Source organism: Paenibacillus timonensis (assembly GCF_022427145.1).
GTDB classification, from domain to species: Bacteria; Bacillota; Bacilli; order Paenibacillales; family Paenibacillaceae; genus Fontibacillus; species Fontibacillus timonensis.
The window spans coordinates 23,927-36,828 of sequence record NZ_JAKSXN010000039.1; the positions used below are offsets into that span (position 1 = coordinate 23,927).

Below are 12,902 nucleotides of genomic sequence, written 5' to 3' on the forward strand. Positions count from 1 at the left end.
CACCAGAGAATCCTCATCCTTATATCGCAAGAAAAACTACCGCTAAATGCGGTCTGTCTACCGGGAGTGTACGACGAAGGAAGTTTTTCTTATCACGATGCGGTTTCTAGAGGCCTAATCGACATCGAATCTTGGACTCAACCGCTTCGCGGAAAAATGGAGGGAATTATGGATCAGACACCGAAATCGGGTAAAAAGATTTTTGCCCTCAATATTATCAGTAACGACGAGAAGAGCAAACATAAAGGCTTTGGCGCAGGGTCCATCGATTTGAACAGCATGTCACCCGTCATTATCGATGGTGACGAGGTGTATATCGACGTCGGCGCGATGCATGCCAAAAGCAAGGTGGAGAAGGGCATTAAATTCTCGACCACCCGCGAGGACGTACCGAACGGCCGGCAGGTCTGGATCGTTTGGGTGGCGGTGGATCGCGGCCCGGAAGGGCAGTTTTACGGCGGGATGACGGCCTGCGAGATGTGGATTGACACCGAGGCGCGCCGCGGTTGGAAAATTCTCGCCGACCATGTCAACAAAATGGATTATGCGTTAAAGCGCAGAGTGATTTTAGACGGATTGAGCGAGGAACAGAAAGCAGGGCTGAAACGGCTGCTGATCGAGACCAACGCGGAATGGTGGGACCGCTCGCCGGAAGAACTGAAAGCGGCGCTGGACGCGTAACCGAAATAGACGAAGCAAAGGGAGAAGCGCCCCTCTCCGGTTTGATGCCGGAGGGGGGCGCTTTTTATAAACATCAATACAGTTACTTGGACATGTCAAAGGATTTCGTTTCGGTTTCACTGCTAAACGGGGGATGCCAGCTGAAATTCAAGACGGAGCCGGAACGGCCAGTATAGGCCAACCCGTCATCAAGCCCCATATCATCGCTTTCCAGTCGTTCGATCGTCTCTTGATCCAACAGGCTCAAATACAACGCCGTCCGTTCGCCGGACTGCCGGTCGATCAGCAGCAGCCTCCCGGTGGAATAGGGACGGATCAGCAGAAAGTCCTTCTCCATCGCTTCCAGGCTGTAGACATCTTCGGCACCGCCCAGTTGATCGAGATTCAGCGTCTCGGCCAGCTTTCCTTCCGGCGTAACCAGCTTGGCTTGATGCCCGTCATTCAGGACGATGAGCCCCTCGGAGGAGGCCGCGTTTTCCATCAGGTTAACGAACGAAGGACCGCCGAAGGACATTACCGCCTGTTGCACGGCTTTGCCGTCATGAATGAGGACCCGGCACCAATCGTTAAAAATATGCGGCTCTCCATGGGCGTTGTTAATATCGAGTACGTACGTCGAATCGTCAACCTGACGAGCCTTCCCGCCAAGCCAATCGGGGCTTTGCAGGGTTACCTTCCCGGCCTTGGCAGGCAGTTGGCCATTAAGCCCGGCATACAAGGTTCCTTGCGTTCTATTCATCCAGAACAGCATGTCGCCGGTACGCATCGTAAGATATTTGGACGCGTAGGCCGCCGAGATCACCTGCGGTTCCTTGGCGTTCTGAACGGTGATTGGCACACCGAACATTTTGGAAAACAGCGTAGCCGGAACATAAGTGTTTCCCTTGATCACGCGCACGGGTGCACCCAGGGAGACGGTGACGTTATTTTTCCCGATGGCTTTAGATTTGCCGACGTTCAGTTTGGCGAATTGCTGAAGGCCGGTGACAAGAACCGCTTTGCTGTTCGAGTCGTATCCCACCTGAAGATCGAGAAGGGGAGCGACCTCCTTCAACGGCACATAAAGCTGGCCGGATTGCCGAAACGTCGGGTGTTCGAGACCATAGATAAACTGTTCCTGCTTCGATGAAGCAGCGGCTGCGGTCTGCGACGGGGGCAAGCCCGGTACGAAACCCGCCGTGACGATCAGTAAAAGTCCGAATGCTGCCGTAACCAATGTAGCGAAAGGCTTGAAATGCCTCCTCATATTCGATGCCTCCTAAGCGAAAATAAATATCCTCTTAGGAATAGACGGAGCCATATGACAAAAAGTTGTGGAATTAATTGGAATCCTTAATCGGCCGAACGTGCGGATCCAGCGTTTTCGGATCCTTGCCCAGCAAAATCGTCAGACCCAGCAACGTAACGATGATCGTCGCGCCCATGTCGGACATGACGGCGATCCATAGCGTTAGCCAGCCGGGGATCGTCAGCAGCAGGGCGATCAGCTTCAACGAAAGCGAGAGGCCGATGTTCCAGGCGATGATCCGGCCGGCTCGTCGGGCGATGCGGATGGCGCTGGGCAGCTGGCCGAGATGGTCCTGCATCAGCACGATGTCGGCGGTCTCCACGGCGCTGTCCGTGCCTTGGCCCATGGCGATCCCGAGGTCGGCGGCGGCCAGGGCCGGAGCGTCGTTGATCCCGTCGCCGACCATCGCCACCGTCCCGCGGCCGGCCAGCGCCTGAATGTGCGCGACCTTCTGCTCCGGCAGCAGGCCGGCGTGCCATTCGGTGACGCCGCTGCGGGCGGCGATCCCTTGGGCTGCCGCGGCGTGGTCGCCCGTCAGCATGACGGTGCGGGCGACTCCGGCGCGGTGCAAGGCGCGGACGACGTCCGGGGCTTCCGGACGGAGCTCGTCGGCGAGGCCGAACAGGCCCAACACGCGCGTGGATTCCGCGGCGAGCACCACGGTGAGGCCCTCCGCCTTCAGGCGCGCGAGGTCTTCGGCGACGCGCGCCTGCTCCTCGCCGCCGCGGGAGAGCTGCGCGAGCAGCGCTTCGCTGCCGACGAAGCAGCGAACGCCGTCGACCTCGGCGCTCAGGCCGACGCCGGGCAAGGTCACGAGCCCGGCGGGCTGCGGCCGCTCGGCGCCGCCGCTGTGGGCGGCGACGTGGCGCACCACCGCAGCGGCCAGCGGGTGCAGGGAGCCGCTCTCCAGAGCGGCGGCTACCGCGTACAACCGCTGCGGGTCATACGCGATCTCGCGCTGCACCTCCGGCTGCCCCTTCGTCAGGGTGCCGGTTTTATCGAACGCGATCGCGTTCACCTTCCCGAGCTGCTCAAGATGTACGCCGCCCTTGACCAGTACGCCGAGGCGGGCGCAGCGGGTCATCCCGCTGACCAGCGCGATCGGCGAAGACAATACAAGGGCGCAAGGGCAGCCGACGATCAGGATCGCCAGGCCTTCATAAACCCACTTCATCCACGGCTGTCCGAACAGCAACGGCGGAACCAGGATCACGAGCGCTGCCAAGATCATAATGGCCGGCGTATACCCCTTCGCAAACCGGTCGATGAACAGTTCGGTGGGGGTTTTCTTATCCTGGGCTTCCTGCACGAGATGCATGATTTTGGCCAGGGAAGAGTCTTCGTACGGCTTATCGATGCGGATCCGGAGCAGACCTTCGCTATTGACGCTGCCGCCGAATACCGGCTGCCCCGGCCGTTTCGTGACCGGAATCGATTCCCCGGTAATGGCCGCTTCGTTAACGGCGCTCGTTCCTTCCAGAACGGTGCCGTCCGAAGGGATCTTCTCCCCGGCCCGGACGAGCACCACGTCTGCCACTTTCAGTTGCGCGATCGGAACGACGGATTCCCGTCCGTCCCGAACAACGACCGCCTCCTTCGGAGCGGCCTCCAGCAGCGCCGACAGCGAGCGGCGGGCACGGCTCATGCCGTAGCCCTCCAGCAGCTCGTTCAATCCAAACAGGATCGCGACAAGCGTCGCTTCTTTCCACTCGCCGATGATGACCGCGCCCGTCAAAGCAACGGTCATTAGCGTATCCATATTGAATTTCAGGCGGATCAGATTGCGGAGTCCGCGAAGAAACGTGGAATATCCGCTGATCGCGATGGCGGCCAGATCCAAGCCAATTCCCACCGCGCCTGGCACAGCAGGGACAAACGTAACCCCGTACATCACGGCGGCTAACACCAGCAGCCACAGACCTAGACGGCTTTCATGCTCTTCCGGCTCACCGGCGCTCCCGGTTTCGGTGGCAGTCCGCCCCTCGACAGACCCGGCAACAGCCGCAGCACTCGCCCCGTCAGGGGAACCGGGGTCAGGTTTGATCAACGTCGCTCCGTCCCCTTTCAAAATCCGCTCCACCTGCTGCAAATCGACGGCGGGGTTAATCAGCAGACGCCCGCTGTTATATAGAAGAGAGGCGTCCTGCCCATGCTCCAGGCGCTGGATTTCCTCCTGCATCTCCCGGGTGCAGTTGGGGCAGGACAGGCCTTGAACGCGATACTCTACGCGGCGGCTTTCGCCGCCGAGCTCTTGATCGTTCCTCAACGTTGTATTCATGCATTCATCGCTCCTTTTGATGCTCCAGCGTCATGGCCACCAACGTCTGAATATGATGGTCGCTTAACGAATAGTAGACGTTTTTGCCTTCTTTACGCGATTTGGCGATATGAAGGGCCTTCAGCTGGCGCAGGTGATGGGAAGCCGTCGCCACCGAGACGTCGAGCAAATCGGCGATATCGCAGACGCAGAGTTCCTGATGCTGCAGAAAATAAGCGATCTTCACCCGATTCGGATCGGACAACGCTTTAAACATTTGGACCATTCCGTTCACGTCCCGATCCTCCAGGCTGTCCCGGAGCCCATTCGTGCGGGAGGGTTCGGTACAAAACTGCTCGCACACCTCTGCTGTCTCTACCCCATCCGCCATGGATCATCGACCTCCTATATTCAAATCAATGTTTGAATGTGTTTGTTATCCAGTATAACCCATCCTTCTTAATATTCAAAGATTCGTTTGAATGTTACGAAGCAGCGGGCAGGTGAACATAATGAAAAAAGCGCCTTTCGGCGCCTCTTCAATCCAGCTTCAAAGCCTCCCGGCCGACCATGCCTCGGCCTGCTTATCGATAACCGACACATAAGGATTGCCGAGAAAATAAAACCGCCACGGCTTCGCCGCATACTCTTCCGCATAAGCGATGCCGATTCGCGGCGCTTGGACGATCGCTTCCTGCATCCCCGATCCCCCGGGTCCCGGCCCGCCTTCCAGCCAGAGCGGCCCGCCCGGCTGATCGAGGGGCAGACCGTTCAACGCCTTGCTGATGTCCATCGCGCGGCACAATTTGCCGGGACCGCCGGACAAGTCCGCCGGCTTGCGGGCAGCCGTGCCGCGGTAGCGGCGCATTCGCGCTTCGTCCTCCGGCGTCAAGGGCTCTATGGCACGGATGAGTACGGCCTGCGGATCCCCTTCCGTGCCGGTCACGACATTCAGGCAGTTGTACATGCCGTAAATCAGGTAGATGTAGGCCGTCCCGCCCGGGCCGAACATGATCTCCGTCCGCGCCGTCCGGCGTCCGCCATGGGCGTGGCTGCCCTTGTCTTCAACGCCGCCGTAGCTTTCGGTTTCCACGATGCGGCAGCGGATGTCGCCTTCTTCCGTGCGGCGAACGAGCGTCTGCCCAAGTAGCAGAGGGGCGGCCTCCAGCGCCGGCAATCGATAAAAATCCGGGGGCAGCGACGCCCCCGGTTTGATCTTTTTCAAGATAGGGTCCATAGATAAGGAAGTCTCCTTCATCAATTTTCAACTCCGGTTAGCTTCCTTATATCGTAAGAACTTTTGCACAGGTTGTCCAACCCCTGCCGCATTAATCCATCCACCAACGCTTCAAGTCGTTCCACCAGGAATGGCTTTCCTTCTTCTCCTCCTCGGCCGGAGGCGGCAGCGGCTCGGGTTGACCTTCCCCGTGCGCAGTGCAGAACTCTGTTGGCTCCGTCCCCTGAATGAACACTTCCAGCTTCTTGTCCGGGCAATCCTTCGTGGCGAGCAACCCCGTCCCCGGATCGATATACACGCTGACCACCCCGTCGGGAATCGGAAAAATTTTCGGAGGCACTTTTTCCAACGCCTTCTCCGTGTACTTGGCGAAGATCGGCGCCGCTTTGCGCGACTCGGTGGTGCCGAGCGTCTTGCCTTTGTCATAGCCGACCCAAACCGCCGTCGACAGCTCCGGGGTAAAGCCGACGAGCCAGGCATCCGTGCTGGTCGTCCCGGTTTTGCCGGCGACCGGCCGCTTGATTTCGTTCGAGACGCGGTTTCCCGTTCCTCCGGTCTCAAACACGCTTTCCATTAGATGCGTCAGCACGTAGGCGGCGGAGGGCTCGACGACCTGCTCGCTTTTGGCCGGCTTGGCCTCATACAACACGCGTCCGCTGGCATCGGTAATTTTCAACACCGCCACCGGCTTGACGCTGCGCCCCTGGTTGCTGATGACCGCAAATGCCGTAGCCATCTCGAACGGGCTGACCGGCGACGTACCGAGCGCCAGCGAAGGGACGGCCTGAAGCGAGCTGGTTATGCCCATTTTCCGCCCCATATCGATGACCTGCTCCGCTCCGACCGTCAGAATCGTATTGACCGCATAGATATTGTCCGAAGCCGCGATCGCCTGACGCATATCGATTTCGCCCAGATACTTGTCGCCGAAGTTTTTCGGGCTGTACGTTTTGCGGTTATCGTCGTAATGGAACAAGGTCGGCTGGCTGCTGAACTTGCTGGCGCTGGTCATTTTTCCCGAGGAGAGCGCCGTGAGGTACATGATCGGCTTAAAGCTGGATCCGGGCTGGCGGGTTGAGGCGAAGACGTGGTTGTATTGGCTCTCCTTGTAATTCGCGCCGCCCACCATCGCCTTGACGTACCCGTTGCGGGGATCGATGGAGATCAGGGCCGCCTCCAGCTCCGGCGCGTTCCCGAGCTCGGAAGCCACCGCCGCTTCCGCGGCCTGCTGCGCATCGGGATCCAGCGTCGTGTAGATGTTGAGCCCGCCGTGCTCGAGCATCGTTTCGTCGAAGCCAAGTTCGCCGACCACCACATTCCGGATATAATCGCGGAAATAAGGGGCTTTATCGGCGGGGCTTTGCTGCTTCGGCGATTGGAACTTCAGCATGGCTTCGTAAGCTTGATCGGCTTCCTGCTGCGTAATCTCGCCTGTGGCGACCATCGCCGACAGCACGGTCCGCTGACGGTCCTTGGCGTTCTTCATATGATTGAACGGCGAATAATAAGTAGGTCCTTTCGGAACCCCGGCCAACATCGCGCTTTCCGCCAGGCTGAGATCCTTGGCAGGCTTCCCGAAATACATCTGCGCGGCGGCTTCAATCCCGTATGCGCCGTGTCCGTAATAAATCTCGTTCAGGTACATGCGCAGAATGTCGTCCTTGGCGTATTTCATCTCCAACTGGGCAGTGTACATCGCTTCCTTGATTTTCCTTGACCAGGTCCGTTCATGCGACAGGTACAAATTCCGCGCCAACTGCTGGGTCAAGGTGCTCGCTCCCTGGACGGTGCCCATTTCCTTGAGGTTAACGAGGGCGGCACGGGCCATCCCTTTCATATCAAAGCCAAAATGATGGTAAAATTGCCGGTCTTCGGTCGCGAGCGTCGCCTTCACCAGCCAGGGCGAGATGTTCGACAGCTCAACGCTCTCCCGGTTCTTCCCGCCATCGGAGAACACCGCGATCGTCTCTCCCCGGCTGTTGATCAGCTGCGAGTTGCGGTCCGAATCGGCCAGCGGCAGTTCGGCTTGAGACAAGTAGAGGAGCAGGACGCCGACGGCGCATAGGCCTAGCAAGCCGGCGCCGATCGTCAGCTTGATCAGCAGAAGCCACGGACGGCGGGGTTTGCGCTTATGATGATGCCGGTCACTGCGAACGAGTTTCTGCACGAAGAGACTCTCCTTTCTTAATCCTAGGGCGAATCCGTACTACGATTGTCTTTGTTTTAGTATGGGAAAGTTTGGGAGAGATCATTCACACCGAAAGCCGGGGCAACCCCGATTTCTCGGGAGATGTGTTATTATTTTTTCGTTTGGTACAATATAGGAAAGAAGTTTTGGCGGACAATACACCGAATTCAGGGAAAGAAGGTTGAGCGCATGGAATTATGGTTTACGGAGAAACAAACGCCCGTCTTTGGGATTACGGCAAAAATACGCGAAACGCTGGTCACGGAACAAACCGAATTTCAGGATTTGGCGATGCTCGATACGGAGGAATTCGGCCGGATGCTCGTGCTGGACGGCATGGTCATGACGACGATCAAGGATGAGTTCGTATACCACGAAATGGTGGCGCATCCTGCGCTGTTTACTCATCCGAATCCGAAGCGCGTGCTTGTCGTCGGCGGCGGGGACGGCGGGGTCATCCGCGAGGTGATCAAGCATCCGGAAGTGGAGCAGGCGGTGCTGGTGGAGATCGACGGCAAGGTGATCGAATATTCCAAGAAATATTTGCCGGAAATCGCCGGAGAGCTGGATAACCCGCGGGTGGACGTGCAGGTGGCCGACGGCTACATGCATATTATAGAAAGCAAAAATCAATACGACGTCATCATGGTCGACTCGACCGAGCCGGTCGGACCGGCGGCGCCTTTGTTTGAGCGCGGGTTTTATCAAGGGATTTACGAAGCGTTGAAGGACGACGGCATCTTCGTGGCGCAAACCGATAACCCCTGGTTCAAGGCCGACCTGATCCAAAAAGTCAATAAGGACGTAAAGGAGATTTTTCCGATCGTTCGCGTCTACGGCGCCAACATACCGACCTACCCCAGCGGGCTGTGGACGTTCACGATGGGCAGCAAGATCCATGATCCGCTGCAGGTGGACGAGACGAAAATCCCCGAGCTGGATACGAAATACTATACCCCGCGAATCCATAAGGCCGCGTTCGTGCTGCCTAAATTCGTGGAAGATCTCGTGAAGTAAGAGGTGGGAAATCGCCTATGAAACTCGATCCAGCCTATTCCGGCAACGTGTTCATTTGCAGCTCGGGGGATTACGCTTCGGCGAAGGCAGTCATTTACGGCATGCCGATGGACTTCACGGTCAGCTTCCGCCCCGGTTCGCGGTTTGGTCCGTCCCGCATTCGCCAAGCCTCCGTGGGGTTGGAAGAGTACAGCCCTTATCTGGACAAAAGCATCCTCGACCTCACCTATTTCGACGCCGGGGACCTGCTGCTTCCGTTCGGCAATGCTGCCCGCAGTCTGGAGATCATCCACGATTATGTCCGGGGCCTGCTAAGCGACGGAAAATTTCCGTTTGGCCTCGGGGGAGAGCATCTTGTCAGCTGGCCGGTGATTCAGGCCGTCTATGAGAAATACCCCGATCTGGCGCTTGTTCACATCGACGCCCATGCCGACCTGCGCGAGCAGTACGAAGGCGAACCTTTGTCCCACTCGACGCCAATCCGCAAGGCGGCGGGGCTGATCGGCGGAAAGAACATTTTTCAATTCGGGATCCGTTCCGGTTCGATGGAAGAGTTCCGGTTCGCCCGCGAAGAGACCCATTTATATCCGTACGACGTGGCCTCGCCGTTAAAGAGCGTCCTGCCGGAGCTAAGCCGACGCCCGGTTTACGTCACCATCGATATCGACGTGCTGGACCCGTCCTGCGCGCCGGGAACCGGTACGGCCGAAGCCGGCGGCATTACGTCGCGGGAGCTTCTGGAGGCGGTTCATCTGATCGCCGGTTCGGACGTTCGCGTTGTCGGCTGCGACGTGGTGGAGGTGGCCCCGGTGTATGACCCGACCGAACAGACGCAAATCGTAGCGGCGAAGCTGATTCGGGAAATGCTGCTCGGCTTCGTGAAATAAATATGCCGATCGGACTATAAATGGTCCGTTTAAAGTATGATAGTATGATTTATATCACTACTTTCTCATGGGGTAAGGCGGGATTTTTATCAAAACGAATAACCCGGTCCGAAGCTTGCTTGCGGGCCTTACGATGATTATTGTGGTTATGGTGGCCGGCTGGATCTTTTACGGCCGCCCTGATGCTCCTTCCGGCGTTTCGACGAACGCGCCGGTTCAAGCGCCAGCGGAGGAGCCGGGAGAAGCCGCCGGGGAGGCGAACCACGAAGCGGCCGACGAATCGCCGTATTTGCTGGACCATCTTCCCTTTAAGGAAGAGGAGGTCCTGGCGATTACGGCCGGCGGGAACGGCATCCATGCCGACGTTCCGGCGGAACGTCGGTTCGTCCTCCTGCAATCGCTGCGTTACACGGATATGAAAAGCGCGCTTGCGGCTCCGGTTCCGGCGGCTTCCCGGAAGCCGATCGTCCTGCAGTTCAAGCTGGCGGACACCCATTATGAGCTGACCTATGACTTAACCGACAACGCCTTTGAGTACCAAGGGCAATATTACTACGCGGACGACCAGGTGTTGTTGCTGATACAAGGGCTCTTCCGCGAGCGGGAGGAGCTGGCGTCGCTGGATGCGCTGCTGGAGCAGGCCAGGGTGGAGCAAGAGCAGGCGGGTACGGTTGACCCGGATCCTTTGGACGCGGAGGCCGCACGGGTGGATGGGCTCGACTTTGATGGCTGGGAGCAGCGGTTGGCTAAGGCCCAGCCGGAGGAGATCGTTTGGGCGAAGCCGTTTTACGACGACGGTACCGGCCAGGTGAAGCAGGCACGTTTATTTAAGGACGGGGTGCTGGCTGTGAATCGGATGATCGTGTTTACCCGGCCGGAGCATCAGTCCGCGGACGGCGTGAAGACGGGGATCGGTACGGAAGACGTGATAGCGAAGCTGGGGCCGCAGGCGCTGAAGCTGGTCAGCCGCTGGAGCTATAAGGTTGGCGATTATTTTCGGTTTCACGTGTATTATGCGGATGGCAAAGTCAAATACCTCGCGTTAAGCCAACCCCTGTAGGCCGCGAATGGCCGTGCCGGGGCGAGAGAAGGAGCCGCTGAAGCAGCGGCTTCTTTTTGGTTGGGAGACGCGCTGTGCCGCGCATGTATTGAATTGCCGGGGCGAACTGGCTATAGTAGTACAGTAAGGATCGATGTCGGAAGGAGATTTGCCGTATGCCGGAAAAAAAACCGGTGAGCCTCGTGCTGACGAGCCGACAGGGAGCGGAGGAAACGGTGCAGCGACTGCGGGGAGAACTCGTTCGCCGGAGCGACACCTTGTATATCCGATATGAGGAACCAGACCCGGGGCCGAATGGCGCCAAGACCCGCGCGATGATTAAACTAACCGGCGACGAGCTGAAAATCATGCGCCACGGAGGCGTGGAGGCCGAGCAGACCTTCCGCAGCGGCTGCCGCATTCCGGGGTTTTATCGCTCGCCCTTCACCAAGTTTAACCTGTCTACCGACACCGTGAAGCTGGAATCCCGATGGGATGGCGCGGTTGGTCAGGTGATCTGGGAATACGATTTGTACATGTTCGAGGAACTATCCGGACGTTTTGAACTCAGTTTACATATACAGGAGGACGTTTAAATGCCACACAATCCGTTGGAACAAATGAACCAGGCGCTGAGGGAAGCGATCCTGGACGCGATCGTATCCGCAGGGCTGGCGCAGCGGGAGGAAATCCCGGCGATCGTGCTGGAGGTGCCGAAGGACAAGGCCCACGGCGATTTCGCCACCAATGCGGCCATGCAGCTGTCGCGGATCGCGAAGAAGAACCCGCGCCAAATCGCCGAGGAGATTCTCGGGCAGCTGGATCACGGGAAGGCCGGGATCGAGAAGGCGGAAATCGCCGGTCCGGGGTTTATCAATTTTACGTTAAGCAAGAGTTATCTGTATCCGATTCTGCTGCAGGTGTACCGCGAGGGTGAGAACTACGGCCGTACTGCATTGGGTAATGGGAAAAAGGTACAAGTCGAGTTCGTCAGCGCCAACCCGACAGGCAGTCTGCACCTTGGACATGCCCGGGGCGCGGCCGTAGGCGATGCGCTGTGCAACGTGCTGGATTTCGCAGGTTACAACGTGACGCGCGAATACTATATTAACGACGCCGGAAACCAAATCGTCAATCTCATCAAATCGATCGAGGCCCGTTACCGCCAGGAGCTTGGACAGGACGTGGAGATGCCGGAGGACGGGTACCATGGCGAGGATATCAAAGGATTCGCCAAGGAGCTTGTCTCTGAACAAGGCGATAAGCTGCTCGGTATGCCGGAGGAAGAACGGACGGCGTTCCTGCGCAAATTCGGACTGGACAAGGAGCTAGCCAAGATTCAACGCGATCTGGAGCGGTTCCGGGTTCGCTTCGACGTCTGGTTCAGCGAAACCTCCCTATATCAGGATGGCCAAGTGGAAGCTTCGCTCGCGGAGCTGCGCGATAAAGGGCAGACCTATGAGCTGGACGGGGCGACCTGGCTGAGAACGACGGAGTACGGAGACGACAAGGACCGCGTGTTGGTGAAAAATGACGGCACGTACACGTATTTGACGCCGGACATCGCCTATCACCGGAACAAGTATGACCGCGGCTTCGACCGGATCATCAACATCTGGGGCGCGGACCACCACGGCTATATTCCCCGGGTGAAGGCGGCGATGCAGGCGATCGGCAAGGATCCGGAACAGCTGACCGTGTTGATCGCGCAGATGGTCAGCCTGTTCCAGGACGGCGAGAAGGTGAAAATGTCCAAGCGGACCGGCAAGGCGGTCACGATGGTGGACTTGATGGACGAGGTTGGCGTCGACCCGATTCGCTATTTCTTTACGATGCGCAGCATGGATTCGCATCTGGATTTCGATATGGATCTGGCGATTTCGACTTCCAACGAAAATCCGGTGTATTACGTGCAATACGCGCACGCGCGGATCTGCAGCATCTTCCGTCAAGCGGAAGAGCAAGGGATCCAGGTTCCGGCCGCCGAGAGCGTGAACCTCGGCAAGCTGACGGCCGAACACGAATACGATCTGCTGCGGAAGCTCGGCGAGCTGCCGGAAGAAATCGGCGTGGCCGCGGAGAACTACGCGCCGCATCGGCTGGTCCGCTATGTGTATGAACTGGCGGCGCTGTTCCACAGCTATTACCGGGCGGAGCGCGTCATCACGGAAGACGCGGACCAAACGGCGGCGCGGCTGGTGCTGCTCGGCGGGGTGCGCACGGCGCTTGCCAATGTGCTCCGCTTGATCGGCGTGTCCGCGCCGGACAAGATGTAACTCCCGGAATCATCGTGCAAAAGCAGCGTCAG

General features: G+C 58.4%; 11 protein-coding genes. 6 read left to right on the top strand and 5 right to left on the bottom strand.

What is annotated here, in order from left to right:
* The first annotated feature begins 168 nt into the window (after nt 1-168).
* Nucleotides 169-681: a YwhD family protein gene (locus tag MJ257_RS15845; RefSeq protein ID WP_240270174.1), complete on the top strand. Its 513-nt coding sequence runs from the start codon at nt 169-171 to the stop codon at nt 679-681.
* Nucleotides 682-763: 82 nt separating this feature from the next.
* On the opposite strand, the gene MJ257_RS15850 is transcribed toward MJ257_RS15845, so the two are convergent.
* The 5 genes from MJ257_RS15850 to MJ257_RS15870 form a co-directional block, all read right to left on the bottom strand.
* The gene (locus MJ257_RS15850; RefSeq protein ID WP_240270175.1) at nt 764-1,927 is read right to left on the bottom strand and encodes a copper amine oxidase N-terminal domain-containing protein; all 1,164 of its coding nucleotides are present in this window, start codon (nt 1,925-1,927) and stop codon (nt 764-766) included.
* 73 nt (nt 1,928-2,000) lie between these two features.
* On the bottom strand, nt 2,001-4,247 hold the full coding sequence (locus MJ257_RS15855) for a heavy metal translocating P-type ATPase (RefSeq protein ID WP_240270176.1): 2,247 nt from the start codon (nt 4,245-4,247) through the stop codon (nt 2,001-2,003).
* A 4-nt stretch (nt 4,248-4,251) separates the two neighbouring features.
* Entirely contained in the window at nt 4,252-4,617 is a 366-nt protein-coding gene (locus tag MJ257_RS15860) for an ArsR/SmtB family transcription factor (RefSeq protein WP_240270177.1), read from the bottom strand.
* Nucleotides 4,618-4,776: 159 nt separating this feature from the next.
* Entirely contained in the window at nt 4,777-5,463 is a 687-nt protein-coding gene (locus MJ257_RS15865; protein ID WP_240270178.1) for a DNA-3-methyladenine glycosylase, read from the bottom strand.
* Between the two features lie 91 nt (nt 5,464-5,554).
* The gene (locus tag MJ257_RS15870) at nt 5,555-7,630 is read right to left on the bottom strand and encodes a transglycosylase domain-containing protein (RefSeq protein WP_240270179.1); all 2,076 of its coding nucleotides are present in this window, start codon (nt 7,628-7,630) and stop codon (nt 5,555-5,557) included.
* Nucleotides 7,631-7,840: 210 nt separating this feature from the next.
* Here MJ257_RS15870 and speE point away from each other — a divergent pair, with 210 nt between their 5' ends.
* The 5 genes from speE to argS all read left to right on the top strand — a co-directional run bounded on the left by speE (nt 7,841) and on the right by argS (nt 12,870).
* Nucleotides 7,841-8,668 carry a polyamine aminopropyltransferase gene (gene speE, locus MJ257_RS15875; RefSeq protein WP_240270180.1) on the top strand — a complete coding sequence of 276 codons (828 nt, stop codon included), beginning with the start codon at nt 7,841-7,843 and terminating at the stop codon, nt 8,666-8,668.
* Nucleotides 8,669-8,685: 17 nt separating this feature from the next.
* Complete coding sequence (speB, locus tag MJ257_RS15880; RefSeq protein WP_240270181.1) at nt 8,686-9,555, top strand: agmatinase; 870 nt, start codon at nt 8,686-8,688, stop codon at nt 9,553-9,555.
* 133 nt (nt 9,556-9,688) lie between these two features.
* A complete protein-coding gene (locus MJ257_RS15885; RefSeq protein ID WP_240270182.1) occupies nt 9,689-10,615 on the top strand; it encodes a hypothetical protein in 927 nt (308 codons plus the stop codon).
* A 155-nt stretch (nt 10,616-10,770) separates the two neighbouring features.
* Nucleotides 10,771-11,190 (top strand): YwiB family protein, encoded by a 420-nt coding sequence (locus tag MJ257_RS15890; RefSeq protein ID WP_240270183.1) that lies wholly within the window; start codon nt 10,771-10,773, stop codon nt 11,188-11,190.
* Nucleotides 11,191-12,870, top strand: a complete 1,680-nt coding sequence (argS, locus tag MJ257_RS15895) for an arginine--tRNA ligase (protein ID WP_240270184.1) — start codon at nt 11,191-11,193, stop codon at nt 12,868-12,870. It abuts the gene before it with no gap.
* The last annotated feature ends 32 nt before the right edge of the window (nt 12,871-12,902 follow it).